Annotated in this window: 22 protein-coding genes; 8 read left to right on the top strand and 14 right to left on the bottom strand. The window is 70.7% G+C overall.

The window, feature by feature from the left end; genetic code table 11:
- Positions 1–187 precede the first annotated feature (187 nt).
- Complete coding sequence (locus tag ABZ822_RS28560) at positions 188–1111, top strand: LysR family transcriptional regulator (protein ID WP_360860502.1); 924 nt, start codon at positions 188–190, stop codon at positions 1109–1111.
- Between the two features lie 101 nt (positions 1112–1212).
- Here ABZ822_RS28560 and ABZ822_RS28555 read toward each other — a convergent pair whose 3' ends face one another.
- Both ABZ822_RS28555 and ABZ822_RS28550 read right to left on the bottom strand, forming a co-directional pair.
- The gene (locus tag ABZ822_RS28555) at positions 1213–2676 is read right to left on the bottom strand and encodes a VCBS repeat-containing protein (protein WP_360860436.1); all 1464 of its coding nucleotides are present in this window, start codon (positions 2674–2676) and stop codon (positions 1213–1215) included.
- 192 nt (positions 2677–2868) lie between these two features.
- Positions 2869–3447 carry a 1,4-alpha-glucan branching protein gene (locus ABZ822_RS28550; RefSeq protein ID WP_360860433.1) on the bottom strand — a complete coding sequence of 193 codons (579 nt, stop codon included), beginning with the start codon at positions 3445–3447 and terminating at the stop codon, positions 2869–2871.
- Positions 3448–3761: 314 nt separating this feature from the next.
- Between ABZ822_RS28550 and ABZ822_RS28545 the strand changes: the two genes are divergently transcribed.
- Complete coding sequence (locus tag ABZ822_RS28545; RefSeq protein ID WP_360860431.1) at positions 3762–4961, top strand: serine hydrolase domain-containing protein; 1200 nt, start codon at positions 3762–3764, stop codon at positions 4959–4961.
- 192 nt (positions 4962–5153) lie between these two features.
- On the top strand, positions 5154–5312 hold the full coding sequence (locus tag ABZ822_RS28540; protein ID WP_360860428.1) for a hypothetical protein: 159 nt from the start codon (positions 5154–5156) through the stop codon (positions 5310–5312).
- 110 nt (positions 5313–5422) lie between these two features.
- On the opposite strand, the gene ABZ822_RS28535 is transcribed toward ABZ822_RS28540, so the two are convergent.
- The 4 genes from ABZ822_RS28535 to ABZ822_RS28520 all read right to left on the bottom strand — a co-directional run bounded on the left by ABZ822_RS28535 (position 5423) and on the right by ABZ822_RS28520 (position 11242).
- Positions 5423–5815 carry a nuclear transport factor 2 family protein gene (locus ABZ822_RS28535; RefSeq protein ID WP_360860425.1) on the bottom strand — a complete coding sequence of 131 codons (393 nt, stop codon included), beginning with the start codon at positions 5813–5815 and terminating at the stop codon, positions 5423–5425.
- Positions 5816–5937: 122 nt separating this feature from the next.
- On the bottom strand, positions 5938–7299 hold the full coding sequence (locus ABZ822_RS28530) for a carotenoid oxygenase family protein (protein ID WP_360860422.1): 1362 nt from the start codon (positions 7297–7299) through the stop codon (positions 5938–5940).
- Positions 7300–7519: 220 nt separating this feature from the next.
- On the bottom strand, positions 7520–9028 hold the full coding sequence (locus ABZ822_RS28525) for an MFS transporter (RefSeq protein ID WP_360860419.1): 1509 nt from the start codon (positions 9026–9028) through the stop codon (positions 7520–7522).
- Positions 9029–9205: 177 nt separating this feature from the next.
- Positions 9206–11242 carry an ATP-binding protein gene (locus tag ABZ822_RS28520; RefSeq protein ID WP_360860416.1) on the bottom strand — a complete coding sequence of 679 codons (2037 nt, stop codon included), beginning with the start codon at positions 11240–11242 and terminating at the stop codon, positions 9206–9208.
- A gap of 360 nt (positions 11243–11602) precedes the next feature.
- Here ABZ822_RS28520 and ABZ822_RS28515 point away from each other — a divergent pair, with 360 nt between their 5' ends.
- The 3 genes from ABZ822_RS28515 to ABZ822_RS28505 all read left to right on the top strand — a co-directional run bounded on the left by ABZ822_RS28515 (position 11603) and on the right by ABZ822_RS28505 (position 14617).
- On the top strand, positions 11603–13078 hold the full coding sequence (locus ABZ822_RS28515) for a class II fumarate hydratase (protein ID WP_360860413.1): 1476 nt from the start codon (positions 11603–11605) through the stop codon (positions 13076–13078).
- Between the two features lies 1 nt (position 13079).
- Positions 13080–13916 carry an aquaporin gene (locus ABZ822_RS28510; RefSeq protein ID WP_360860410.1) on the top strand — a complete coding sequence of 279 codons (837 nt, stop codon included), beginning with the start codon at positions 13080–13082 and terminating at the stop codon, positions 13914–13916.
- Between the two features lie 272 nt (positions 13917–14188).
- Positions 14189–14617, top strand: coding sequence for a hypothetical protein (locus ABZ822_RS28505; protein ID WP_360860407.1), 429 nt, complete (start codon positions 14189–14191; stop codon positions 14615–14617).
- 94 nt (positions 14618–14711) lie between these two features.
- Here ABZ822_RS28505 and ABZ822_RS28500 read toward each other — a convergent pair whose 3' ends face one another.
- Both ABZ822_RS28500 and ABZ822_RS28495 read right to left on the bottom strand, forming a co-directional pair.
- Positions 14712–15113, bottom strand: a complete 402-nt coding sequence (locus tag ABZ822_RS28500) for a DUF1801 domain-containing protein (RefSeq protein ID WP_360860404.1) — start codon at positions 15111–15113, stop codon at positions 14712–14714.
- 102 nt (positions 15114–15215) lie between these two features.
- Positions 15216–15854 carry a DUF4232 domain-containing protein gene (locus ABZ822_RS28495; RefSeq protein WP_360860401.1) on the bottom strand — a complete coding sequence of 213 codons (639 nt, stop codon included), beginning with the start codon at positions 15852–15854 and terminating at the stop codon, positions 15216–15218.
- A gap of 521 nt (positions 15855–16375) precedes the next feature.
- Here ABZ822_RS28495 and ABZ822_RS28490 point away from each other — a divergent pair.
- Complete coding sequence (locus tag ABZ822_RS28490) at positions 16376–17344, top strand: MerR family transcriptional regulator (protein ID WP_360860398.1); 969 nt, start codon at positions 16376–16378, stop codon at positions 17342–17344.
- Positions 17345–17417: 73 nt separating this feature from the next.
- On the opposite strand, the gene ABZ822_RS28485 is transcribed toward ABZ822_RS28490, so the two are convergent.
- Both ABZ822_RS28485 and ABZ822_RS28480 read right to left on the bottom strand, forming a co-directional pair.
- The gene (locus tag ABZ822_RS28485) at positions 17418–17804 is read right to left on the bottom strand and encodes a VOC family protein (RefSeq protein ID WP_360860395.1); all 387 of its coding nucleotides are present in this window, start codon (positions 17802–17804) and stop codon (positions 17418–17420) included.
- Positions 17801–18094 (bottom strand): metalloregulator ArsR/SmtB family transcription factor, encoded by a 294-nt coding sequence (locus ABZ822_RS28480; protein WP_360860391.1) that lies wholly within the window; start codon positions 18092–18094, stop codon positions 17801–17803. Before ABZ822_RS28480 ends, ABZ822_RS28485 begins: the two co-directional genes overlap by 4 nt.
- Positions 18095–18669: 575 nt before the next feature.
- Between ABZ822_RS28480 and ABZ822_RS28475 the strand changes: the two genes are divergently transcribed.
- Positions 18670–20526, top strand: coding sequence for a CocE/NonD family hydrolase (locus ABZ822_RS28475; RefSeq protein ID WP_360860388.1), 1857 nt, complete (start codon positions 18670–18672; stop codon positions 20524–20526).
- A 65-nt stretch (positions 20527–20591) separates the two neighbouring features.
- On the opposite strand, the gene ABZ822_RS28470 is transcribed toward ABZ822_RS28475, so the two are convergent.
- The 4 genes from ABZ822_RS28470 to ABZ822_RS28455 all read right to left on the bottom strand — a co-directional run bounded on the left by ABZ822_RS28470 (position 20592) and on the right by ABZ822_RS28455 (position 25301).
- Positions 20592–21407, bottom strand: a complete 816-nt coding sequence (locus ABZ822_RS28470; protein WP_360860385.1) for a GNAT family N-acetyltransferase — start codon at positions 21405–21407, stop codon at positions 20592–20594.
- Positions 21408–21652: 245 nt separating this feature from the next.
- The gene (locus ABZ822_RS28465) at positions 21653–23149 is read right to left on the bottom strand and encodes a hypothetical protein (RefSeq protein WP_360860382.1); all 1497 of its coding nucleotides are present in this window, start codon (positions 23147–23149) and stop codon (positions 21653–21655) included.
- Positions 23150–23363: 214 nt separating this feature from the next.
- Positions 23364–24800 carry an MFS transporter gene (locus ABZ822_RS28460; protein WP_360860380.1) on the bottom strand — a complete coding sequence of 479 codons (1437 nt, stop codon included), beginning with the start codon at positions 24798–24800 and terminating at the stop codon, positions 23364–23366.
- A 39-nt stretch (positions 24801–24839) separates the two neighbouring features.
- Positions 24840–25301: a MarR family transcriptional regulator gene (locus tag ABZ822_RS28455; RefSeq protein WP_360860377.1), complete on the bottom strand. Its 462-nt coding sequence runs from the start codon at positions 25299–25301 to the stop codon at positions 24840–24842.
- Between the last annotated feature and the right edge of the window lie 357 nt (positions 25302–25658).

The following is a 25658-nucleotide window of genomic DNA, read 5'->3' as shown; positions in this document are numbered from 1 at the left end:
GTCGTGAACGGTGGGGTGTTGGCTGTGTCCACGGTCGTCCGGCAGGGGTGACCGCGGGAGATCGCCGACGTGCAGCCAGCCTGCGGCTCGCACCTCCGTTCCGTCCAGCACATGTTTCCGGCCTATATTCATCAGGGATTCCGATGAATCGAAGAGCCGTCACGACGTCGAGGAGAGCACCGCAGTGATATTCGACCTGCACCGGCTGCGCCTGCTGCGCGAGCTCAAGCACCGCGGCACCCTGGCGTCGGTCGCCGCAGCCCTCTCGTACAGCCCCTCATCCGTCTCCCAGCAGCTCTCCCAACTGGAGGCCGAGGTCGGCGTGCAGCTGCTGGAACCGGTGGGGCGGCGCGTGAGGCTGACCGATCAGGCCGAGATCCTCGTCGCCCACACCGAGCGAGTACTGGAACGTCTGGAGCGCGCCGAGGCCGACCTGGCGACCTCCCTGACGGAGTTGACGGGTACCCTGCGCATCGCGTGTTTCCAGACGGCGGCACTGACCCTGGTGCCCAGTGCGCTGAATCTGCTGCGCGGACTCCACCCGGGCCTGCGGATCCACATCACGCAGATGGCACCGGAAGCGGCCATGCTGGCACTTCAGGCCCGCGACTTCGATCTGGCGATCGTCGAGGAGTACCCGGGCAACCCCAACCCGCGGCTCGCCGAACTCGAACAGGAAGACCTGCTCGACGACCCCCTCCACCTCGCCCTGCCCGCCTCGGCGGGCCATGCCGCCGGCAGCAGTCCGACGGCCTCCCTGCGCTCCCTCGCCGACCATCCCTGGACCATGGAACCCGAGGGAACCGCTGCCCGGAACTGGGGCATGACGCTGTGTCGCAGCGCGGGTTTCGAACCCGACATACGATTCGAAACCACCGACCTGCTGATCACTCTCCGCCTGGTCGAGCAAGGCCACGCCGCCGCCCTGCTTCCCGGCCTCATGTGGAAGGGGCAGCCCACGACCGTCGCCCTGCGCCCGCTCCCGGCCGGCCACCGGACACGCCGCATCTTCACGGCGGTGCGCCGCGGCCGCAGCCAACACCCCGCGATCCAGGCGTGCCGCCGGGCGCTCAGGGAAGCGGCCGCGGAGTCCGAGCCGACCCGCAGCTGAACGAGAGATGCCGGCCCACGATCCGCCATCGGCGCGCTCCGGCCCGCGCCGGTGGCGGAAGGCGCTCCCGGGAGGCGTCCGCGGCCGGGCGGCTCAACGGCTCAACTCCTGCCGAAACCCTTGGTCTTGACGAAGCGGGCGTCCGTCGTCGAAGGGCCGTCCGCCGTTCCGCGCAGGATCCAGTAGCCCGCGTCCTTGCGCGGCTCGGAGGAGCCGTACGTGCTGATGAGCACGTCGTCACGGTCGTCGGCATCGACGTCGGCGAACTGCAGGTCCCAGCCGAAGAAGTCGTCGTCCCACGCGGGGCGCCGGGCCGAACCGTCAGGGTCGAGCGCGCTGTGGCCGATCGTGACGGTCCGGGTCGCGCTGAGCCCGTCCTTGCCGCCGAGCGCCACCACCACGCGGTCGTAACGGCGGCCCTCGCCGCGGGACCGGGTCGCGATGTCGTCGTAGCCGTCACCGTTGGTGTCGCCGACCGCGGCATCGAGGCCCCCTTTCAGCGTGCCGAGGTCGCCGGCCCCGGGCTTTCCTCGGCCGGGGCCCTCGCTGCTGCCGTGGACGACCAGGGCCCGGCCCTCGTCCTGGCCGTCGTCCTGGGCGCGGGCCAGGATGTCCTGCCGGTCGTCGCCGTCGAAGTCCCCCGCGGCGAGGGGGAGGGCGCCGGCCGAACCCGTGATGCCGGGTACGGTCCCGGCAGGCTTCAGTCCTCCGGGCGTTCCCCGGTAGAAGGTGGCGTCGGGGGCGTCCTTCGGCACGCCGTTCTCCAGGCGCGAGTCCTCCTCGCCGTACTCGCCCTTGGTCACCAGGTCGTCGCGGCCGTCACCGTCGAAGTCACCGACGACCGTGTGCCGCACCGACACCCAGCCGTCGTGGCCGACGTCGATGGTCCTCCTGGTGCGCGGCGTCGCGCCGTCGTGGCTGAGCGGGCCGTACAGAACGGTGGCGCGCTGCGGCCGGTCGGGGGGCTGGGCGGAGCTCGGCCTCGCGAGCGTCAGCAGGTCCAGAGCGCCGTCGCCGTCGAAATCACCGGTGTGGGTGGCCTCCGGGATGCCGGTGGGCAGCTTGGTGGTGCCGCACGGGCCATCGGGGCCGCCCCAGAGGATGCGCTGCCGGGGATCGATCTTCCCGTGGGAACCGAAGTCCGGGTCGCCGGCGATGACGTCGGCGTAGCCGTCGTCGTCCAGGTCTCCGGTGAACAGGTGCGACTGATCGTGGCCCACCGGCCCGCTGGAGATCCGTTGGTCGAGCTTGGGCAGGCGCTCCCCCAGGCGGAACGCTGCCTCCGGTTCGAGCCCGTCCGGGGTGGCGAGGGCGACGAAGCGGTTCCGGTTCCACTCCAGGCCCGGGTTCACGGGCACCTTGTACCAGCCGTTGACGACCACGTCGACATGGCCGTCGCCATTGACATCGCCCCTGTTCAGCGTCTTGTCGGCCCGCTTCGACGGGGAAGGGCAGGACGTCGAGTGCGCCGCTTTCCCGCCGTCCGCCGAGCAGGCCGCGACGAGCGGGGCGGTCACGCCGAGGCAGATCACGGCGGTGGCGAGGCGGACGCGGTTACCGAGCATGGCCTCATCCTGAGAGCCGCAGCTCACGAACGCGTAACGGCCGGGGCAAGGTCGCGTTGAGGTGTCCGTCCGTCCGTCCGTCGTCCGTCCGTCGCCCGTCCGTCCGGCCGCCGAGGTCCCGCGATCGGGCACGCCGGACAGGCCGAGTGTGTCCTATGTATCGGAATTTCCGTCTGCGGCGGCCACCACCTGTCAGCGCGGGGCGACCACCGCGAGCACCCCGCGCGCCGACGTTCCGTCGGGCCAGGTCCACCCGGCGACGAGACGTCCGGACGACCTCGGCGCCGTCTCCACGGGGCGCAGGACACGGTTGACCTCGACGTCGAGCCCGTCGCCAGGGCCTGATCCGTGCACGGTGACGGTCGGGTCAGGGGTGTCGCTCGTGTTCTGATGCTGAGGCACCGCCTCGCCGCGCAGCAGAGCGCGAAGCTGCGCCGACACCACCGGGTCGTGGACGCCGTCGTAGATCCACCTGGTGCCGAGCACTCCGTGTTCGGAGGTGCCGATGAGCGCCTCGCGCGGTGCGCCCTCCAGCGCAGCACCGCGGTAGGCCAGCGGCACCAGATACGCCACCGGCTCCTGCGCGGCCTCGTCCACGACGACCATGAACTCGATCCCTACCGCGCCCTCGGGATCGTCCAGCCGGAACCCGCCGGCCTTGACCAGTTCCGGCGTCTCGGCGTGGCCCACGTACCAGCTCTGCTGCGGCAGCCAGCCGGTCAGCAGTTCCAGCTTGGTGGGCTTCATGGTGGTGTGGTGGATCGAGGCCATGCGGGCTTCCTTACGCGTAGGTCCGGGTCGGTCCTCCAACGGGATGTGATCGCAATCTATCGGTCGTTCCCGCAACGCGCGTCCCGGCCCAACGGCCCGCACCAGTCCCCGGGATGGCCGGGGAGCCGCGAAGGGGCCGGCAGGTCGGCCCGGTGTGATCCCACCGGCAGTCCGAAGGTCAGCCTGTGGAGGTAGGCCGGGCCGTGCGGTTCAGCCTCCATGCGCAGACGTAGATCAACGTACGGGGCGACGTGCAGGCGGGCCCGCATCCAGAAGGCTGTTCCCATCACCTCACGACGACGACTGGAGCAGTGATGCACAGGAGATGGATGCAGGCGGCGGCCGTTGCGGTCACCACGGCGAGTTGCCTGGCACTCGGGCCGTCCGCCCAGGCCGGCGCGGTGCGCACCCCGGTCCCTTCAGGCCAGGGGCAGGGCATACCCACCGGGATCCGCGCGGAAGTCGAGGCCGCGATGGACGCCATGGTGGCCTCCGGTGTGCCGGGCGCAACGGCACGCGTCACCCAGGGCGGCCGGACATGGACCGTGACAGCCGGGGTCGCCGACCTCGTCAGCGGCGCACCGCTGCGCGCCGACGGGCGCTTCCGGGCCGGCAGCGTGACGAAGGAGCTGCTGGCGGTGCAGGTCCTGCGACTCGTGGACCGTGGCGTGCTCTCGCTCGACGACAACCTGGCCGCTCGGCTCCCGGGCGTCGTGGTCCCTGACGCGGAGCGGATCACCGTCCGCCAGATGCTGAACCACTCCAGCGGCCTGTACGACTACGCCACGGACGCCGCGTTCGCCGATCCGCGCGCGTACGCCCAACACCCGTATCAGCCAGAGGAGTTGATCCGTATCGCGACGGCCCATCCTCCCGTGGCGGCACCTGGGGAGAAGTTCTTTTACTCCAACACCAACTACATCATGCTGGGTCTGATCGTGGAGAAGGCGACGGGCCGCGAGCTGGCCGGTCTGCTGCGGGACGACGTCATCGACCGGGCCGGCATGACGGACACCTTCCTTCCCGGGCACACCCCCTCGTTCGGCGGTCCGCACGCCTCGGGGTACTACCGCACCGCGGACGAGCCCGCGACGGAGCCGCCGCACGAACTCACCGCCCTCGACCCGTCCTTCGCCTGGTCCTCGTACGGGCTGGTCTCCACCACCGCCGACCTCAACCGGCTCCAACGGGCCCTGTGGGACGGCCGGTTGCTGCCACGGCACCTGCGAGAGGTGATGACGGAATCGGTCGACACGGGCAACGCGGCCTATCCGCGGTACGGTCTCGGGCTCGAGCACGCACAGATGCCGTGCTCCGCCGACGCCTGGGGCCACACCGGGAGCATCCCGGGCTTCAACACCCTCAGCTTCGCCGACCGCCGTACCGGGGCCGGCGTCACGATCTCCGCGAACGCCCAGCTTCTCGATCCGCCCTTGGCGACACCGTCCGTCGTCGCGGCGATGAACGCCATCAGTCAGGTCTTCTGCGGCAAGGACTGGTCGCTTCCGCAGTGACGGCGGCAGAGACCGCGCCGGGCGCCTCCCGGGTGTAGCAGGCTCCACCCCTGATCCGGGTGGTGGCGCCAGTGCGGCGCGCGGCCTGTGCCGGGAAGACTGCTCGGCAGGGGGAACGAACGGATCTCGCACCATCGAGGGGGACTCATGGCGAACGGTTGTCGCGACTGCAGGACGTGTACGAAGGCCGGTGTGGCCCGGATGCTGCAGGGCTGGTTCCTGGGAGCCGTGTACCTGTGCACGTTCGGGCTCGCCTTCCTGGTGAAGCGCGGATTCCTGCGGCACTGCCCGCAGTGCAAGCACGTGCTGCGCAGCCACCGCCGCCGCATGGACGGCTCGTTCCAGGACTAGGGCCTGCCCTTGACCGGGCGCGGCTTGACCGGTGGCGGCCCGGCCGGAGCGCGTCGGAAGCTGACGGCAGCCTCGGAGTGGAGGCGAATCCGGCCGGGCCGTACCGGAGTTCAGCGGGCGCTGCCGAGATTCCGGTCAGCGGCGGCGCCCGCGAGCATGAGGGTGGTCTCCTCGATGCGCCGGAAGCGACCGTCGGGGGCGAACTCGCCGAAGAGGTACACCTCCATGCTGACGGTGGTTCCGTCGGTCTTGGTGACGTCGACGGTGTGGCGGTCGGCGTAGAGACGTCCGTTGACGAGTTCTTCGTGGACGCGGACCGAGCCGTCCGCGACCACCCTACGGAGGTGGGCCATGTGGTCGAGCCACGCGGTGCGGTCGTCCCAACTGCCGTCGGTGCGCTGGCGGTAGTCGGGGGCGAAGTGCCGGTCGGCGGCTTCGTTCAGGTCGAGTCCGGGAGTGAAGAGCAGGTCGGTGAGGGCGGAGGTGATGTCGGTGTGCTGCACGGTGTTCCTTCCGGCGGGCCCCTCGAACAGGCAAGGGGCGAACGGGGGTTACGGACGGTGAGAGGTGGGCGGCACGGCCGTGCGGGCCGGTGCCGCCCACCGCTTGCTGATGCGGACGGTCGTCAGCCCTCGCTGCCGTCCAGGGCGCTGTCAGGGATCCAGGAGCCGTGGATCCCGCCGGGCACCCGGCGAGGCAGGTGGACGGTGGCGATCCGCGAGAGGCCGGACGCGTCCAGGACGAGCAGCTGCGAGGCGTCCTGCTTGAGGTCGGAGACCACGGTGAGCAGATAGCCGTCGTCCTCGCCGGTCGCGCCCGACGCGGGCACGAACACCGCCTCGCTGGGGAGGCGGGCGTCGCCGATCTGGCGGATGCGGCGGGCACCGGTCGTGCGGTCGTACTTGACCAGCCCGTAGCCGCCGAAGCCCTCGTGGTCGGGGAAGGACACCGCGTACTGGTAGCGGTTCTCGGCGCCCAGGTAGTCCTCGTTGAGGGTCGGGAACTCCACCGGGAGGTCGTCGATGATCTGCTCGTCGGCAGTGCCGGCGGCCATGTCGATCACCCAACGGCGGGTGTAGGAACGGGCGTTGGGCTCGGCGCCGCGTCCGGGCGCGCCGACCCACCAGTTCCAGGACAGCCGGAATCCCTCCCGGTCCACGGTGGGGCCTTCGAGGACGATACGGCCCTGGCCGTCCTCGTAGGCGTTGGCGACGTGCAGCATGTTCCCCGGCTCGATGGAGAACCAGCGGATGTGCCGGGCGCCGTCGGCTCCGCGGGGCATGACGCCGATGCGGGCGGGCTGCCGGTCACTCCAGCTGTAGGGGATGCTGGAGTGCTCGTCGGGATCGAAGGTGACGTTGCCCTCGATGAAGACCACGTGGCCGCGGGTGATGGCGAAGTCGTGCTTGAGCGAGGCCGTCGCTCCGGGGATCTCGGCGCTGTGGACGATCTCACCCTTGGCATCGGCGACGTGGTACACGAGGAACGGGGGGAACGGCGAGGACCCGAAGAAGTGAAGTTCCCCCGTCACCGGGTCCTCTTTGGGGTGTGCGGTCATGGCGGTGCGCAGCTTGCCGTTGAAGTCGTGCGCGCCGATCGTCTCCAGCTCGCGGGTGAGCTCGAAGGGGAAGTTCGCCTCGCACAGCGCGAGCAGCCGTCCGGCGTGCTCGACGACGTGGGTACCGGCGGCGCTGGCGGTCAGGTCGGGCCCGTGCTCGGTCATGTAGGGGGCACCCTCGAGGGCGGGGGTGTGCACCCAGCGGTTGCGGTACCACTCGGCGCGGCCCTGGCGGAGGCGGATGCCGTGGACCATGCCGCTGCCCTTGAACCAGTGGGTCGGGGTGACGCCGGGCTTGGGGTTGTGGCCGTTGCGGATCAGCCGGCCGTCCAGCTCGGGGGGCAGGGCGCCTTCGACGGTCAGTTCCGTGGCGGTGATCTCGTCGGTGACGGGGGTGTAGTGGCCGGTGAGGTAGGGCTTGCTGGTCATGGTGCGTCCTTGGGTGTCGTCGGTGGTCGTGGTCGTGTCGGGGTCATGGGCGTGGTCGTGGTCGGGTGGTCGTCGTGAGGTGGAAGGCCGGGCTTGTCCGCTCGGCCATCGGGGTCTGCCGTTGGCCCCCTGGGGCCGTTGGGGCGCTCGGCGACGGGCCGTGGCCGCCTCGGGCAGCAGGATCAGGTGGTCGGGGTGGGGCAGGTGGTCAGGCGCCGGGTCAGCCGGCGGAGGCCCGGTCCGGCGGCCGGCCCCGATGGGACGGCTTCGTGAACGCATCGCCGGTGGGCGGGAGTTCGCCGCGACCACGGCCGGCTCGGCGGGTGAGCGGCAGGGCGATGAGCGCGCCCACGGCCACGATCGCGGCCGAGACCGTGAAGGCGGCGCGGTAGCCCGAGGTCAGAGCCTCCAGATGGGATTCGTGCGCGGACGCCTGGGCGGTGACGGAGCCGGCCACGGTGGCCAGGACGGCGAGGCCGATCACACCGCCGACCTGGCGGGTGGTGTTCACCAGCCCGCCGGCCAGGCCCGCGTCCTCGGGCGGTACGCCGTCCACGGCGAGTGCGGTCAGCTGGACGAAGGCGATGCTGAGTCCGAGGCCGAGGAGAAGGCTCGGACCGAGGACGTCGGCGAGATAGCTCCCGTCCGCGCTCATCCGCGACAGCCACAGCAGTCCGCCGGCCTCGGTGACCAGAGCCGCGGTCACGGTCGCGGTGGCACCGATGCGCCGGGCGATCCGCGGCGCGGACATCGCGCCGAGCATGTTCGCCGCGGCGAACGGGAGTTGGCCCGCGCCGGTCCACAAGGGGTCCATTCCGAGGACCAGTTGCTGGTAGAGCGACAGGAAGACGAACAGGGCGATCCATACGGACCCCAGCAGCGCCATCAGCACATTGCCGCCCGCCACCCGGCCGGTGCTGAACAGCCGCGGCGGTATCAGCGCGTTCGGCCGGCGACGCTCGATCACGATGAAGGCCCCGAGCAGCGCGACAGCGCCGACGAGGGCGCCCAGCACCCGGGCGTCCGTCCAGCCTGCGCTCCCCGCGGTGGTCAGCCCCCAGACGAGGCAGGTGAGGGCGAGAGTGACGGTGGCCGTGCCCAGCAGGTCGAACTGCCCGGTCTGCCGGCCGGAGACCCGCGGTACGAGCACCGCCACGGCGACCAGCACCAGGGCCGTCCCCAGGGCGACGGAGTGGAAGATCCAGGGCCAGCCCCCTGTCTGGGTGACCACACCTCCCAGCAGAACGCCTCCCGCTCCTCCCGCGGCGGTGACCGCGCCCCACACCCCAAGAGCCTTGCCGCGCCCCGGGCCCGACGGGTAGAGGCCCATCGCCAGGGCGAGCGAGGCCGGGGCGATGGCGGCCGCGGCCAGACCCTGGACGGCGCGGGCCGTGATCAGCGCGCCGGAGGAGGTGGCCAGTCCCGCGGCCAGCGAGGAACCCGCGAACAGCGCGAGGCCGGTGACCAGCACCCGGCGTCGGCCGAGGAGGTCGGCCGCTCGCCCTCCCGCCAGGAGCAGGGCTCCGAACGCCAGGCTGTAGGCGTTGACCACCCACGTGGTTCCGCTCTCCGACAGGCCCACGCCCTCACGGATCTGAGGCAGCGCCACGTTCACGATCGATGTGGCGAGCATGACGATGAACTGGCCCGCGGCGAGCGCAGCGAGCACGATTCCCGGTCCGGGGGATCGCGGCGCCGTCCTGGCCTTCTGCGTACGTGGGAGGTTCATGGCGCACAGACTCGGTTCGATCGGTGTCCACTTTCCAGGCCGTACGGGGCCGGGGACTGTCCAGCCCTGTCCACACCCGTTCACTCGCGGCCGAAAGGAAGCGGTGACGGCCGGCACGGCAGCCTCCGGCGGAACCGCCGGCCGCCGGAGGGCTCGGGAGAGCAACCCTCTCCGCCTTCAGCCGCGCGTCCCGTCCCATCCCTTTCCGTGCAACTCCTGCTCCCACAGGGCTTCGCACAGCAGGTCCAGCCCCTGACGCAGATGGCGCCGGTAGGTGCCGTACGGAAGGCCGAGGCGGCGGGCGGCGGCCTCCTGCGTGGGTGCTCCGGAGAAGTGACTGGCCGTCAGGGCGTCGCGGGCGCGCACGCCCCGCGGGTCGCGGGCGAGGTCGTCGACGGCCCGGCGCAGCAGGGTGCGCATCTCCTCGACGGGGTCGGTGAGGTCGGCCGCGAGGCGGGCGCGCATCAGGGCGCAGGCGGCGAACGTTGCGGCGTCACGCCAGTGCGCCAGGGCCTCGCGCACGGCCTGGTCGAACTCCGTACGCGAGACGGCCGACGGCCCGGGCTCGGCAGGGGTGTCGGGAGCCGCGATGAAGCGGCCGAGCCAGGTCTCGACGGGCACCTGACGCCAGTCGACGCCGAACAGCCCGTAGGTGTGCTCGCCGACCCGCGGTCGCGCGCCGGTGTCGACCAGGGTGCCCTTGACGCGCTCGGCCCAGGTCTCGGCGTCCCGGAAGACCGCGAAGCCGTAGGCGCGACCGCGGGCGCGAGCGGCCTCCGCCTGGGCACGGGAGCTGCTGAGGTCGATGACGCGCGAGGGGACCTGGTACCGCCCCGGGTAGACCGAGAATCGGCTGACGCCGATGTGCTCGCCGGGGCTCAACGGTGCGGTGGCGTCGGTGTGTTCCCATGCCGCGGCGACGACGGGATCGGTGGTCACGTCCTGGGGGTCGGCAGGAGCGGGCAGGGCGAGCCGGGCCGTGAACGCCACGGTCTCGCCCGTGCTCACCCGGCGGTAGACGCTGAAGGCCTGGGGCTGGCGCCGCACCCAGTAGCGGACCAGATCCGCGGAGGCGGGCCCCTCGGTCTCCTCGGCCATGCGCAGGACGGCGTCGATGTCCTCGGGCTGCAGGGGGCAGTCGTGCAGTTCGTCCTCGCGGGACCATGTGCGCAGGCGCGCCAGGGTCCGGCCCTCCCGGAAGAGGTAGAAGAGTTCGTCGGTGACGGTCCACACCCGCTCCTCGGGCGCCTCGCGCAGCAGGCGCAGATACTCGTCCGCGAGGCGCCGGCGCATCGTCAGGAAGGCGTTGGGGGCGCGCCAGCGCAGGTCGGCGGCCAGCGTCTCGCGGGCGGCGTCGTGCGGATGGAGCCCATGGGAGGTGGACTCCACGAACGGCAGGTCCCTCAGCCAGGCGAACAGCGGATGGACGTCCTCGTCGGGCAGCACCGCGGCGAGCAGTTCCTCGGACGTCGAATGGGCCTGTGCCGCGACTTCCAGGGCGCGGCGGTGGGACGCTGTCGGTACGTCCCCGATCAGCCCCGCCAGCAAGGTGCGCAGGACGTCGGCCGACGGCGCCCAGATCTCCTCCCGGCTCCAGCCCTCGGCTCCCGCAGCCGCAGCGAGCGACAGGGCCAGTGGATTGCCGCCGGCGAAGCGCAGCACGCGGTCCTGCAACTCGGGCCTGAGCCGGGCCGCGGCCAGCAGGCCGCGGGCCTGTTCATCGGAGAACGGCTCCAGTTCACGGACGTTCAGGATCCCGCCCCAGGCGGGATCGGCGGTCCACTGCGGCTGCGGCGCGAGCCGGCCCGCCAGGACCACCAGGGCGCCTGACGCCGCGCGGGGCAGAAAGCGCTGCCACAGCCAGCTCTCCAGCCACTGGCAGTGCTCGAAGGAGTCGACGAACAGGACCGTGCCGTCGACGTCCAGGAAAGGACCGGCCGCGCGCTCGAAGTCGACGGGGTCCCGGCTGACGAAGCGGCCGTCCAGTTCGAGGAGCAGCCGGCCGGCCGCACGGGCCTGGTCCACGAGGGACCGCAGCAGGGTCGACTTCCCGATGCCGCCCGGCCCGTAGAAGTAGAAGGCGAACGGCGCCTGCGGATCCCCGGCCAATGCCTCCCCGAACCGTCCGAGCTCCTCGTCCCGGCCGACGAAGGTCCGCTCCCGCGCCCTGCTCAGTCGCTCTCCCACCGACACCATGAAGGCTCCCGTCCCCATGTCCCCGATCCCGGACGGATTCGCCCGGGCCTCCCCTTCCGAGCCCGCGACGACCGGCGCCGGGGGCGAGGGCGTGCGGCGGCGATCCGTTGCCGCACGTCCGCCCTCGTCGAACCGGACGGCGCCGTGCCACGCCCGATCGACTCGCTCGAACTACCGGACTTACTCCGATCGGGCCTCGCCGGTTCGGTCACGCACGGGCCGGGGCATTCCTGCACCCGCGTCAGCCGGCGGCGGCACTCGTCCGGAAACACAGCCCACCCGGACTGCACCCCATCAGCTGAACCCGGTCATTCATTTCGCCGACTGTGGACGGGCAACGGTTACGGAGGGCCGGGCGCACGGGGAAAAGCTGACTCCATGACGCATACGCATGCCGAGACGGCGCCGAAAATCCTGGACCTGCCGATCGGGCTCGAAGCCACGGGGGAGCGGCGGGAATTCGACAGCCTGGGCCCGGTCATGGTGCCGGCGGACCGGTACTGGGGCGCGCAGACCCAGCGCAGCCTCAAGCATTTCAACATCGGCCACGACCGTATGCCCAAAGAGGTGTATCACGCCTACGGCTACGTGAAGAAAGCGGCGGCGCTCGTGAACACCCGGGCCGGACGTCTGCCGGAATGGAAAGGCCGGCTGATCCAGCAGGTGTGCGACGAGGTGATCGGCGGCGCGCTGGACGAGGAATTCCCGCTGTACGTGTTCCAGACCGGGTCCGGAACCCAGTCGAACATGAACGTGAACGAGGTGGTCTCGAACCGGTGCATCCAACTGGTCGGCGGAAAGCTGGGCAGTCAGGAGCCCGTACATCCGAATGACCACGTGAACATGGGTCAGTCGAGCAACGACACCTTCCCGACCGCGATGCATGTCGCCGCCTACACGATGGCCACACGGAAGACCGTCCCCGCGCTGAAGCGGCTCCGGGACGCGATCGAGGCGAAGGCGAAGCAGTGGAACGACGTCGTCAAGATCGGCCGGACGCACCTGGAGGACGCCTGCCCGCTGACGGTGGGTCAGGAATGGTCCGGATACGCCGGGGCCGTGGACGACGCGATCGCCGAGGTCGAGCACGCCACCGACGGGCTGCTGCTCCTGGCCATGGGCGGAACCGCGGTCGGTACCGGGCTGAACGCGCCGCCCGGCTTCGGGGACGAGGTCGCCGCGCAGATCGCCTCGATGACGGGACTCCCGTTCAGGACCGCGCCCAACAAGTTCACGGCCCAGGGCACGCTCGACCGTATGGTCCGCGCGCACGCCGGGCTCAAAGCGGCTGCCGTCACGCTGTTCAAGATCGCCAACGATCTGCGCTGGATGGGCTCGGGACCGCGGACCGGCATCCACGAACTGGTCCTGCCGGCCAACGAGCCGGGCTCCTCGATCATGCCCGGCAAGGTCAACCCGACCCAGGCCGAGGCCATGCTGATGGTCTCCATCCAGGTCATCGCCTCCGACGTGGCCGTGACCATGGGCGGCGCGGAGGGGAACTTCGAACTGAACGCCTTCCGCCCGATCCTGATCAGCAACTATCTGCACTCCGCGCTGATCCTGGCCGACATGTGCGACCACTTCCGGGAGTTCATGATCGAGGGCGCCCGGCTCAACGAGGCGAAGCTGAAGGAGAACATCGACCGGTCGGTCATGATGGTCACCGCCCTGTCGCCCGTCATCGGCTACGACCAGGCCTCGGTCATCTCCCACTACGCCATCGACCACGACACCACCCTCAAGCAGGCGGCCCTGGCCAACGGCGTGTCGGAAGAACTCTTCGACCGGATCGTCGACCCGCTGGCCATGACCCGTGGCGGCAGCGCCGACCTGGCGTCCGGAGCGTCGTGACATGAGCTCCCCGCAGGGCGGGGCGGGCGAACCGGCGGCCCGCGCGGCCGTACCCGTCGGCAAGGCCGCGCTGATCGCGTCGGTCGGCTCGCGCGGCTACGCCGACTGGACCAACCCCGATCACCGGCTCCGGCGGCTGCTCGCCGAGTTCATCGGCATGGCGGGACTGACGTTCGTCCTGTCCGGAGGCGCGGCGATCCTCGCCCGCTACGGCGGCAGCGGCCTGCAACCGTGGCAGGTGGTCCTCGTGCTGTCCCTGGTCTCCGGGCTGTGGCTCATGGTGGCCGTGTACTTCCTCGGAGACATCTCCGCCCACTTCAACCCGGCGATGACGCTCGCGTTCGTCCTGCGGCGCGACATGGACCTCCGGATGGCTTCGGCCTACTGGGTGACCCAGTTCGCCGCCGGGATCTGCGGGTCCCTGCTGGCGCGCGGCTTCTTCGGGCCGGCGGGCCACCTGGCCGCCACGACGCCCCCGGCCGGCCTGTCCTGGCAGGCCGCGGGCTTCGAGGCGATCATCACCTTCGGTCTGGTGCTGACGGTCCTGTGCCTGGCCGACGGGCCCAAGCTCAACGGGCCGTTCGTGCCCCTGGCCGTGGGCGCGTACATCGTGGCCTGGGGCACCATGGGCGGCCCCTTCGACGGCGCCTCCATGAACCCGGCCCGCAGCCTGGGTCCCGATGTGGCCATGGGCGACTTGTCGACCTGGTGGGTGTATCTGGTCGGGCCCGTGGCGGGGGCCGTCCTCGCTGTCGGGGTGACACATGTCCTGCGCGGCTCCGCCACGGTGGGGGAGGCCACCGCTGCCGAGGGCACGCCGCTCGGCCAGGCGAGGTAGGCGCGGCACGCGCGGCGGGTGTGTCGGGTGGCGGTCCAGCTGCCGTCGGCTCAGCCGGATCCGCCCTCCGCGCGTCCGGCTCTCCGCCGGATCGGCGTCGTCCCGACCGCCAGGACTGCCACGGGCCCCACGGATCGCTGAGCCTCGTCGCGCGTGACCGTGAGCCGACTTCTGCATGTTCTTCTCCCTGGCAGGCAACCCCTGCGCGGTCGGCGCGTGTAAGTCCCGGGCCGCCGCGGCGGCCCGGAGACCCCCCGCAGAGAAGGAGAAGCGTGTCCACTCGTTCCCGCATCATCGGAGCGCTGACTGCCGCCATCGTCATGGCCGGCAGCGGTCTGATCGCCGCAACCGACAGCGCGTCGGCCGCCGGTGCGCCGAGCACAGCCACACCCAAGGCCACCTGCCTGCCCGAGGACGCCGTGACCTTCACGTCCTCAAAGGCGGACAGGAGCGGCGACGCGACGCAGACCTACGTATGGCCGTCCAGCGCGGATGAGGGCGTCGTCACGACCGACTGCCTGATGACCAGTGTCAAGGCCGACAAGAACACCAGGGTGCGCGCCCGTTACGAGGACGGGACGTGCAGCGACTGGCGCAACGCCACGGCCAGGTCCTGGAAGTTCGTGGTGCTCAACCACCAGGCCGGCGTCAAGTTCCGCCTGGAGTTCTCCGAGCACGTCAAGGGAGGAGCCACCTTCTGACGTGACGCGGCAGCTGCGACGGGGAGTTCCGGCGCATCCCGCGCCGGAGCGCCCCGTCCGGCTCGTGCTGCGCGTCCGCACTGCCAGCAGCGGGTCAAGGCTGGAGCGGGGGTACGCGATGCGTGGTGGCGATCTCGACGAGCTTGCGCAGTGCCGGGTTCTCGAGGTCTTCCCGCGTGCGGATCTTCACATGGCGCATGGATTTACCGGTGCCTTCGAGAATCCCTTCGGGATCGGGCAGTTCGGCGCCGTAGTAGAACCCCAGAACGACGTGCTTGGTGTAGGGGGTGATCCAGCTGAATTGCTCGGTGTTCTTCTTCGGTCCGGTGCCGTAGCCGGCGGTGCGTTGTTGCGGCCAGACGACCTCCACCGTCCGCGGCAGCACGTCACGGACCAGAGCGCGGCAGGCCATGGCCAGGTCGCGTATGCCCGGCGGTACTCCGTCCGTCATCGCAGTGAAGATGCTGTCGTCCTGCGTGACGATGCCTGTCGGCATTCCTGCCTCCTGGTGTGGTGGGAACGCCGCTGTCGAAGCGGCGGTGGAAAGGGTGCCGGTGGCCCCGGCCCGTCGGCGGGGCCACCTGACTGGGACGTCTCGTCAGCCGTTCAGGGCATCCTCGAGGGTGCTGGACCAAGGGCCCACCTCAGGACTGGTGATGGACAGGTTGTCCATCTCGATGTCCTTGCTGGAATCCTCGTCGTCCAGGGAAACGCTGGCCTCCGTCGCTTCCATGATGTCCGAGTCCTTTGCGTCTGCCGTCAGGGTCATCACGCCGGAAAAGGCACTCTGTCCGGGAGACAGCGTGATCCGGCCGGGGCCGTCGTCGGTCTTCGGGTCGTAAGCGGCCGGTTCCCCCGTCTCGAGAGCGAAGACGATGCGGGGGTGGGCCTTCGGGATCCGGCAGGCGGACGTGCCGTCGTTCTTGGCTTCGAGAACCACGTGGTTGAGCGGTCGCGAGACGGGCTCGAAGCTGAAACTGAGCTGGCTCGCCTTGCACTTCGGGACATCGCCGCCCGAGGTGCCGCCACTCGAGCCGCCGGTCGAGGAGCCACCCCCGGATGCTGGGTCCTTCTCGCCCTCGGCGACGCCCTTGCCCTGGCTCTTGCTGCCGCCGTTGCCCTTGGCGGCGTCCGGGGCGTTGTCGTTGCAGGCGGTGAGCGTCACTGCCATCGCCATGGAGGACAGCAGGATGCCCATGGTGCGTATCTTCACTGGTTCACTCTCGTCGTCGGTCATCACACAGTCCGGATCGCGTCGGGGCGAGCCCCCGGTCGGTCCCGTGCCGTCCGGTGTGCGCTGAGCGCCGCGCCCGGGAGTGGTGCGTTGCGGCCATCGCTACGAAGACGGCGGGGATCCGGCCCGGGGGCTGCCACGGCAACCCGAGAGATACACGCGCGAGCCGTGCAGGGGTTGCCTGGCGGTGGGCGGAAATTTCTGCTCAGGTCCACCTGCCCGCGTCGCCGGGGCACGCGTGATCCGACATCCCGTCGTGTGTCGCGCCGCGTGACGGGGGTGCGGCTGGTGCACTCTGGTGCCGCGGTGAGCGCCCATCTGCAAGGGCGGCGGGCCGGTCCTCCTGCAAGCCGTCGGGAGCTCACCGCCCCTCCCGCCCCCGGGACGCCCGGAACAAGGCGCCCGTGCCGACGGATCCCCTGGCGTCCGCTCCCCGAGTCGTCCCGTCCGTGAGTCCGGACTCCTCCGCCCTTGACCCGTCCCCCGAGGTCCGGGTCTAGCGTCTGGAAGACGAGGAGGTGCACATGCGTGCAGGTGAGGCGGCCGCGGCTGCCGGCGTGACGATCAAGGCGCTCCGCTACTACGAGGACTGCGGTCTGCTCAGTCCCGGCCGTACGGCCAACGGATACCGCGTCTACACCGCGGAGGACGTCCGGCTGGCGGAGGAGATCCGCAGCCTCGGGGCGCTCGGCCTCACGCCGAAGGAGACCAGGCTGTTTCTCGCCTGCCTGCGCGCGGGACACGACGCGGGCGACCACTGCGCGGAGTCCCTGGCCGCCTACCAGCAGAAGATCGAGGCGCTCGACCTTCTCGTCGCCCGGCTGACCAGCAGCCGGGACCAGCTGATCCGCCGCCGGAACGCGGCGGCCCGGCGAGGTTTTCCCTCCGCCACCGAGCCCATGAAGGAGCCCGACGAGATGCTGCCCCAAGCCGCCCCTTTGCCTGCCGGCCTGCCGGTCCCCGAGGACGACGGCGCCGCCGACCATCTGCCCGGCCGGACGCTCCCCGCCCTGGCGTTCCCCGGGACGGGCGGCAGCGGAGACGTACGCCTCGACGCGGTCTCGGACGGTCGCTGGGTGCTCTTCCTGTACCCCCTCACCGGCGATCCGGCCGCCGACATCCCGGAGGGGTGGAACGAGATCCCCGGCGCCCGCGGGTGCAGCCAGGAGGCCTGCAGCTTCCGCGACAACCTCGACGCCCTGAGGGCGGAGGGCGTCGACCGTGTCCTCGCGCTGTCCTCGGAGCGGACCGACTACCAGCAGGCACTCGTGGACCGCCTGCACCTGCCCTACCCGGTGCTGTCCGACCCCGGGCTCACGCTCGCCGACGCGCTGGGGCTCCCGACGTTCGAGGCGAACGGCCAGACGCTCTACCGGCGCCTGACCCTCGTCCTGCGCGGCGCCTCGATCGAGCACGTCTTCTACCCGGTCTTCCCGCCGGACACCCACGCCGACGACGTGGCGCGGTGGTTCCGGGACCACCGCGACACGTGACCGGCCGAGTCGTACGAAGGGCCGCCACCCGTACGGATGGCGGCCCTTCGCCGTCCGGCGCCGAGCGGAACCCTTACGCGCTGTGCACGATCTGGATCAGGTTGCCGCAGGTGTCGTCGAACACCGCGGTCGTGACCGGGCCCATTTCCAGGGGCTCCTGCGTGAAGTGCACCCCGAGTCCGCGCAGCCGCTCGAACTCCGCGGGCACGTCGTCCACGGCGAAGGACGTGGCCGGGATGCCGTCCTCGACCAGCGCCGTTTTGTACGGCTTCACCGCGGGATGGCCGTCGGGCTCCAGCAGCAGTTCGGTCCCGTCGGGGTCCTCCGGTGAGACCACGGTCAGCCACCGGTGCTCGCCGATCGGGACCTCGGTCTTCTTCACGAAGCCCAGCACGTCGGTGTAGAAGCGCAGGGCCTTGTCCTGGTCGTCGACGAAGACGCTGGTCACATGGATCTTCATGGGGTGCTCTCCGGTGCGTCGGGCCTGAGCCACCGGGTCACGATGCGCTCAAGGGGTTCGGTGTTCAGATCGTGGAACTTGTAGCGGCCCTGGCGCCGCGTGAGGACCAGACCCGCGGACTCGAGCACCGCCAGGTGCTGGCTGATCGCCTGGCGGGACAGCCCCAGGCCGTGCTTGGTCACCAGCCGGGTGCAGATCTCGAACAGGGTCTGGCCGTCCCGTTCCACCAGCTCATCGAGGATCTTCCGACGGGTGGGGTCGGCCAGTGCTTTGAAGACATCCTGCGCCATGACCCCCACCATAGGCAAGTATCGACTTGCCTGTGAAGCCGGTGAGCGGCGTACGAGCGTGCCCCCGCAGGCCGGCGACGTGAGCCACTCGTGTTCCGGTGACGGGAGGGTGCGGTGGAGCACCCCAGAGGGTGGTGCTGGCACCACCTCCCAGAAGTGACGCTACGGCCAATGCGCGGCACCGCGGAACTCGGCAGGATTTCCGGCGCGGGAAGGGGAAGCTTTCCCGTTCGTCCAGTACGACAGCAATGGAACTGATGTAGCAGATTCTGCCCGTGCAATGACGGGCGATACGGCCGGAGTTGACCGACACCGGCCCGCGACTCCGGCCGTGGCATTCCACGCCGCGTACGGAACGTGGCCGTGTTCTCGCGCTATGCGCTGAGTAGCCCATGCCCATCACGAGGAACACGGGGCGAAATTAATCTCCGCTGCTGGGGCCGGCCGGCATGTCCTGCCGGAACACTCCGCGAGTTCGCCGTGCCCGGAGCTGCGAGATGTGCCGTTTTGATGAAAGGAACTTCCCGTGCCGTACATGCCCATCGTCTTCACCGCCGAGCAGAAGGAGAACTCCCGTGCGTCTGCGTAGTTCGTTCATCGCCGGAGTGATCCTCGCAGGGGCCGCACTTCCGGCGTGCAGTGCCGGCAACGACGAATCCTCGGATTCACCGTCGGCGTCCAAGGCCACCGACGGCAAAGCGTCGTCATCGGCGTCCCAGGCCGCGAAACGCCCGACCACCAAGCGCACGGCCGCATTCCAGTCCCTGTACGTCCCGATGCGTGACGGCACACGGATCGCGGTGGACGTATGGCTGCCCCAGCCGCGCGCCGCACGCGGGAAGGTCCCGACGGCGATGAGGGCGACCCGCTACTGGAAGGCCAGGGCGGGCGAGAAGGGCACCCCGGAGACCGAGCGGTGGACCAAGGCGGGCTACGCGCTCGTGCTGGTCGACGCCCGCGGCAGCGGCGCGTCCTTCGGCACCCGCAGCAGCGAGCTGTCCAAGGCCGAAGTGACCGACTACGGCGAGATCCTGGACTGGATCGCGGACCAGCCGTGGTCGACCGGCCGGGTCGGTACCTTCGGCGACTCCTACGACGGCGACACCGCCGAGATGATGGCGCGGCTCGACAATCCCCATCTCGCCGCGATCGCACCCCGGTTCAACGACTACGAGATGTACCACGACCTCATCCGGCCGGGCGGCACGGAGATGGCCGTGATCTACCGGTGGCTGACGGCCTCCCGCGCGCTGGACGGCGTCAACGGCGCGGTGTGCGACCTCGCCAAGAGGCTGGAGAAGCCCTGCGACGACAAGTGGCGTGCCGAGTTCGGCAAGCCGCGCCCCGTGGACGGGCCGGACGGGTCCGCCCTCGCGAAGGCGGCCCGGCGCGAGCACCAGTCCAACGTGGACATCGCCCCGCTCATGAAGCGCAACGCCTTCCGCGACGACCGCAAGGGCGGGACGTCCCTGATCGACGGCAGCACCGGCAGCTACCAGCGGGAGATCTCCCGTTCCGGCGTGCCGATGTTCGTGCCCGCGGGCTGGCTCGACGCGGGTACGGCCAACGGCGCGCTCTCGCGGTTCCTGAGGTTCGACAACCCGCAGGAGGTCATGATCGGGCCCTGGACCCACGGCGGAGAGGGCGACGCCAACCCCTTCAATTCGCCGAAGAAGGCCGCCGCGCCTTCGCCGGCGCAGCAGTGGCGGGCCCTCATGTCCTTCTTCGACCGGCACGTCAAGGGATCCGGTGACGCCGAGGCGAAGAAGCGGATCCGCTACTACACGCTCGGCGAGGACCGCTGGCGCACGACGTCCGTATGGCCGCCCGCGGGCACCAGGACCAGCAGCTGGGAGCTGGGGGACGGGGCGAAGGACGTCTACGAGGTCGACCCGAAGGCCAGTACAGGTCCCGCGAGCCGCTGGAACGGCAACCTCACCAGTGACGACATCGTCTATCCGGACCGGCGCAAGGCCGACCGCCGCCTCCAGACCTACACCGGCAAGCCCCTCAGCCGCGATGTCCGGGTCACCGGGATGCCGGTGGTCAAGCTGCGGATGGCGGTCGACAAACCCGACGCGGACGTGCGCGTGTACCTCGAGGACGTCGCGCCCGACGGCCGCGTCACATACATCACCGAGGGCCAACTGCGGCTGGCCAACCGCCGGGTGGATCAGGGCAAGCGCCGCGATGACGCGGTACGCGTCCCCCACAGTTACGCCCGCGAGGACGCCCGCCCCATGAAGCCCGGCGAGATGGAGGACGTCACGATCGGCCTGGTGTCCACCTCGGCCCTGTTCCGCGAGGGGCACCGCGTGCGCATTGCCGTCGCCGGTGCGGACGCCGGCAACTTCGTCCCGCTGAAGGACGGGGCCACCAAGTTCACGATCGACCCCGGACGGTCCACCGTCAGTCTGCCCGTCGCCCGTTGACACGCTCCTCGGAGCCGGGCGCCACCGGGGACCGCGGTCCCCGGTGGCGCCCGGCTTCCGCACGATCAGTCGCTGCCGTCCTCGGCCGGGGCGGGGGCGCGGTGGAGCTGGACCTGTCGTTCGGAGTCGGCGAAGCCGAGAGCACGGTAGAGGCCGATCGCGTGGTAGTCCGGGTCCGCGACGATGACGAGGGTCCGGGCGCCGAGCGTCTCCAGGCCCCAGGTGCCGATGTGGTGGACGAGGGAGGAGGCGATCCCCTGGCGCCGGGCATCGGGATGTGTCTCGACGTTCTGGAACCGGGCGATCCCGGAGCCGTCGGAGAACAGGCCGGCCCCCGCGCGCATCACGTCGTCGGCGAAGGCACCGAACCAGGTGCCGTGGCCGGATGCGCACAGCCGCCGCTCCTCGGACACCTTCTCCTCGACGAAGCGCCGGTACTCCGGGTCGAGCGTTCCGTCGTCGTGGCAGGCGAACCGCAGATCGCGTGCCTGCGCCCAGTCGCCGTCACCGGTCAGCGGGCGGATGGTGACGCCGGTGGCCGGCCGGGCCGGAGGCACAAGACGCCCCGCCGTCAGGACGGAACTCACCTCGGTGGTCACCCCGAGTTCGGCGAGTTCGGCCGGGTCCCCCGTATCGCCCTCGATGCCGTCGACTCCCAGCGCCAGGTGGGCGGCGCCGGGGAACTCGTCCGCGAACACGGCCGACCAGCGCGCCACGTCGCCCTGCCGCGGCGGGGCGCCGAGCAGCACGAAATTGCCCCACCAGAACTGCGGATTGGCCGGAGTCCGGACCACTACATGGGAGGGGTGGTGGGTGACGAGCGAGCCGGCCATGCTCCGCAGCATCAGGTCGGTGCGGAAGCCCAGCGAGGTGATCTTCATCGAGCCGACCTTACGGGGTGTGGCCGGTGACGCTCGGCGCCGTGCCGCGCGTCCGGGCCCAGTCCTGGAGCCAGTTCGAGCGAGCCGCTCCTGAGCGGTGTCCGCCAGAAGGATGCGGTCATGCGTCCTCTCCTCTTTCTTGTCGGTCGGCCTGCTCCCCGGAGCCGCGTCCGCGGGCCCGCGACCGGGCGCCGGCGTTCCGTGGCGCGTCGGTCCCGTCCGCGCGACGGGGGGCAGGGCTGTGGTCAGAAGCGGGAGGAGGACGTCGTGTCGGTCCACCCGGCGATTCCCGGGAGCTCGCCGAAGTCCGCGTCCTCGCCCACGCCCGTGAGCCACTTGGCGTTTCCCTTGAAGCCGGAGTCCTTGAAGAGCTGATAGGTCTGGTCGGGCGTCAGACACCACCGTGCGGATGACGCCTCGTCACCGAAGTCCTCGACGGTGTCGTAGTCGGCGTAGTTCTCCAGCTCCTGGTCGGGATGGTCGATGATGATGCTGCGCCCGCCGAAGTGGTCGTGCTCGTACAGTTCCACCCAGGAACTCGCGGCGTTGGTGGCGCATGTGGACGCGTTCGGCGTGGCGGTACGGAATTCGCTGAACTTCACCGAGTCGCTCGGGCCGTCGTTCTCATGTTCCGTGGCATAGAAATACAGTTCATGCGCGGGGGAGACGTACACGCCGCCCGCGGCAGAGAAGTCGCACTGCCGGACCCCGTCCGTCGCGCAGTACATATGGCGGCTGCCGACCGGGGCGATGTCGGGATTCGGCGTCAGGGCCAGCGAGTAGACGTCCAGCGTGTCCTCGCCGCCGGTCTTGTAGCTGCCGACGATGAACAGATTCCCCGTGCCGCACTCGGTGACGATGTTGGTGCTCTGATAGGCGGCGAAGTCGCCGCGCCAGGTGCCCAGATGGGTGTACGGGCCGTCGATGGTGTCGCTCGCGTAGAAATCGAGGGGCGTCGAGTCGTACCCGCCGACCATCAGGAGGTGGCGCCCGTCCGCGAGCCGGGTCCAGCCGACGTTTCCGCTGTTCTTGATCCCCGTGCGGACGAGCGTGGACTTCAGGACGGGGGAGGCGGGGTCGCCGACGTCGTAGATCCGTACCTCGGACGAGGCCGCGGATCCCTCGTAGGGCACCGCGAGATAGGAACCGAGGGCCTGCATGCCGCCGGCGTGGTCCAGATCGTTCCGGCCGCTGTCGATCTTCGAGACCACCTGGTCCGACGCCGGCGGGGACTGGTCCACCGAGGACGCGGCCCCGAGGCGGTTGGAGCGGAGCCGGCCGCCGTCCTCGGCGGGGGAGCGGGAGGGGAGATGCGCGAACCCGACCCCGCCCGGCCCGTCATCGGTGTCGTCGTAGGACATGGCCAGCCACCTGCCGCCGTCGGCCGGTAGCCGCTGCACTCCCTGGAGGTGGTCGTTGCGGTGCGTGTCGCTCTGTTCGGGGTCCGGCATGCCGCCGCCCAGGTGGACCCCCATGGTGTCGCCGTGATCCCGCAGCTTCTCGGTCACCGACCCGCGGACGTCGTCGACGCACGGCGTCGCGCCGTCCGCGGCCGCGGTGACGCGCTCCGCTCGCGTTGCCGACCCGGTGCCGTCCGCGTCTCCGGCGCCCGCGGCTGTGCCGGGGGCGGCCAGTACGGCCAGCGACACGGTGGCCACTCCCGCGGCCAGCACCGAGGCCGTCCGGCGCGACAGAGGTGCTTCACGGCCGGGGCCGGTCCGGGAGAGCCTGGGCGGATTCATCCTTGTCGACCTCTTCGTAGCAGGGATCACCAAGTGATCGGTCGTTGGGTGTGGGGTGCACGCATCCTGAGGTGAGGTCCGCAGGATCCGGTAGGGCATGTCAGGGCCTGAGTAGTGCACGGCCGTCGCACGCTTCCCGTGGTGGCGGCGAAATGAACACCGCCGCAGGCGGGGGCTGTTGAGCGATACGGCAGCCGCGGGCGTACGCGACCGATCAGGCGTGGTCATGGGTGCTGCGCAGCGGGACCTGCTTGATGGCCAGCGATGCCAGCAGGCTGACCAGCGCGATCCCGGCCGACACGGCGAAGACCGTGCCGATGGCGTCGGCGTAGTGGTGCCGGGCCAGTAGGCCCTGGCCCTCGACTCCCGCCACCCGGTGCGTGACGATCGCGCCGAGCAGGGACACCCCCGTCACGCCACCGAGGGAGCGGAAGAACGAGACGGACGCGCTCCCCGCGCCGACGCGGCCCGCCCGTACGGTGTTCTGCACGACGAGTACGTAGTTCTGCAGGACCGCGCCGATGCCGAGGCCGACCAGGACCGTGGCGGCGACCACGTACCACGTGGGCGGTTCGTGGCCGAGGAATCCGAGGAGTGCGAATCCCGTCGCCAGCGCGGCCGATCCGCCCACCAGGAACACCTTCCAGTGGCCGAAGCGGGTGATGAGGTGGCCCGAGCCCAGGGTTCCGGCCGCGGTGCCCACCAACATGGGCATGCCCAGCAGTCCGGTCTCGGTCGGCGAATAGCCGCGGGCCGTCTGGAAGTACTGGCTGAGGAAGACGATCGAGCTGAACATCACCATGCCCACCGCCACGCTGCCGAGGATGGCGAGCGCGGTGGTGCGATCGCCGATGAGCGACGGAGGGACGACGGGCTCCGGGTGGCGTCGCTCGACGTGCCACAGCAGGGCCGCCGAGACGACGGTGCCCGCCAGGAATGCCGCGCTCTGCCACGAGAGCCACGGGTAGGACCGGCCGGCGGTCGTCGCCCAGACCGACGGCGCCACCGCCGTCACCGTCATGAGAACGGCGCCCGCGTAGTCGACTTCGGCTCTGCGCCGGACCCCGGGGACGTGCAGATGGCGGTTGAGGACGAGCAGGCTCGCGAGGGCGAACGGCACGACGACGAAGAAGCACCACCGCCACCCCAGCGAGTCGACGACGGCGCCGCCGATCAGCGGTCCGCAGAGTGTGCCGAGCGCCATCACGGCGGCGACGTAGCCGCCGTACCGCCCGGCCTGACGCGGCGTCGCGAGGGAGCCGACGATGGCCTGGGTGGTCACCATCAGGCCGCCCATGGCGACCCCCTGTACGGCCCGCATGCCGATCAGCATCCCGATGGACTGTGCCGCGCCGGCCGCCATCGACCCCCCGACGAACAGGGCGAGAGCCACCTGTACGAGCCTGCGCTTGTCGAATTGGTCGGCGAACCGCCCCCAGAGCGGTGTGCTGACGGTCATGGTCAGGAGCGAGGCGGCCACCAGCCAGGTGTACTGGGCCTGGCCGCCGCCCAGTTCGGCCACGATCGACGGCAGGGCGTTGGTGACGATCATCGTGCTCGACACGGAGGAGAACAGTGCGAGCAGCAGCCCCGTGAGCGCCTTGAGTATCTCTCGGTCGGAGAGCTGCGCCCGAGACGTATCTAGTTCCACCCTTTAACTATATGGGTGAGGGTGACGCTCCGTCGAGGTCTATGCCTTGGGGGCCCGTCGCCGGGCCGGGCCGAAATCCTTGTCGGCCTGGATCTCCAGCGCCTCCGCCAGTACCTCGCTGTCCAGCACCTTCAGGGCGGCATCGGCGGATCCCAGGGTCTCCTGGAAGCGCTCGACGAGCAGACGGTTCACGGTGGCGAGCACGTCCAGGCCGTGCTGTGTGATGTCGAAGATCACGCCTCGCCCGTCGGAGGCCAGTCCGCTGCGCTCGATCAGGCCGCTCTTGACCATGCCGTTGGTGAGGGCGGAGATGGCGGGCCGGCTGACGGCCGCGTACCGGGCCAGCTCGTAGGCCCGCTGCCGTCCGCTCGCCGCGCTCGTGAGCGCGCGGTACTGCGGCATGGTGAGGCCGCCTTCCTCGCAGGCCTGCTGAGCGATACGCGCCAGACGGATGACCGTCCGTACGGCGCTGAGCAGCTCGGCGTCCTCGCCCTTGGTCATGCCACTCCTTCGTGCTGCGCACCTGATCCGGCTCCGCCTCAATGGTTGCTCACCAGGGCCGAGGAGGTGCACCGTTCGGCCGCGGGCGGGCGGTGAGGGGTGTGGTGAGGGCGCCGGTCCGTACCGGTCGGCGGAGCGATACGCCCTCGTCGGCGGCACTGTACGGGACGATCAACGGGTAGCCGACACCCGTACCGGAATCGTGCCCCGGAACCTCCGGCGGAGCCTTGACGTCCGGCGGGGCGGGGCAGAGCCTGGACCTGCGCGGGATCCGCGGCCTGGCCGCACGGCCTCACCGAGGAGCGGCGCCGGACGAACGGCCGGCTCCGCCCCCGGATGTCCGCCGATCCCGCGAGC

It is taken from the genome of Streptomyces sp. NPDC047108 (genome assembly GCF_040643575.1).
GTDB lineage: Bacteria > Actinomycetota > Actinomycetes > Streptomycetales > Streptomycetaceae > Streptomyces.
This window is presented reverse-complemented; position numbering and strand designations above follow the sequence as displayed.

What these genes read in the sequence shown, in the direction of transcription:
- ABZ822_RS28555 (WP_360860436.1), bottom strand. Translation starts at nt 2,676, where the DNA reads ATGCTCGGTAACCGCGTCCGCCTCGCCACCGCCGTGATCTGCCTCGGC.
- ABZ822_RS28550 (WP_360860433.1), bottom strand. Translation starts at nt 3,447, where the DNA reads ATGGCCTCGATCCACCACACCACCATGAAGCCCACCAAGCTGGAACTG.
- ABZ822_RS28545 (WP_360860431.1), top strand. Translation starts at nt 3,762, where the DNA reads ATGCACAGGAGATGGATGCAGGCGGCGGCCGTTGCGGTCACCACGGCG.
- ABZ822_RS28530 (WP_360860422.1), bottom strand. Translation starts at nt 7,299, where the DNA reads ATGACCAGCAAGCCCTACCTCACCGGCCACTACACCCCCGTCACCGAC.
- ABZ822_RS28525 (WP_360860419.1), bottom strand. Translation starts at nt 9,028, where the DNA reads ATGAACCTCCCACGTACGCAGAAGGCCAGGACGGCGCCGCGATCCCCC.
- ABZ822_RS28520 (WP_360860416.1), bottom strand. Translation starts at nt 11,242, where the DNA reads ATGGGGACGGGAGCCTTCATGGTGTCGGTGGGAGAGCGACTGAGCAGG.
- ABZ822_RS28515 (WP_360860413.1), top strand. Translation starts at nt 11,603, where the DNA reads ATGACGCATACGCATGCCGAGACGGCGCCGAAAATCCTGGACCTGCCG.
- ABZ822_RS28510 (WP_360860410.1), top strand. Translation starts at nt 13,080, where the DNA reads ATGAGCTCCCCGCAGGGCGGGGCGGGCGAACCGGCGGCCCGCGCGGCC.
- ABZ822_RS28500 (WP_360860404.1), bottom strand. Translation starts at nt 15,113, where the DNA reads ATGCCGACAGGCATCGTCACGCAGGACGACAGCATCTTCACTGCGATG.
- ABZ822_RS28495 (WP_360860401.1), bottom strand. Translation starts at nt 15,854, where the DNA reads ATGACCGACGACGAGAGTGAACCAGTGAAGATACGCACCATGGGCATC.
- ABZ822_RS28490 (WP_360860398.1), top strand. Translation starts at nt 16,376, where the DNA reads ATGCGTGCAGGTGAGGCGGCCGCGGCTGCCGGCGTGACGATCAAGGCG.
- ABZ822_RS28485 (WP_360860395.1), bottom strand. Translation starts at nt 17,804, where the DNA reads ATGAAGATCCATGTGACCAGCGTCTTCGTCGACGACCAGGACAAGGCC.
- ABZ822_RS28480 (WP_360860391.1), bottom strand. Translation starts at nt 18,094, where the DNA reads ATGGCGCAGGATGTCTTCAAAGCACTGGCCGACCCCACCCGTCGGAAG.
- ABZ822_RS28470 (WP_360860385.1), bottom strand. Translation starts at nt 21,407, where the DNA reads ATGAAGATCACCTCGCTGGGCTTCCGCACCGACCTGATGCTGCGGAGC.
- ABZ822_RS28465 (WP_360860382.1), bottom strand. Translation starts at nt 23,149, where the DNA reads ATGAATCCGCCCAGGCTCTCCCGGACCGGCCCCGGCCGTGAAGCACCT.
- ABZ822_RS28455 (WP_360860377.1), bottom strand. Translation starts at nt 25,301, where the DNA reads ATGACCAAGGGCGAGGACGCCGAGCTGCTCAGCGCCGTACGGACGGTC.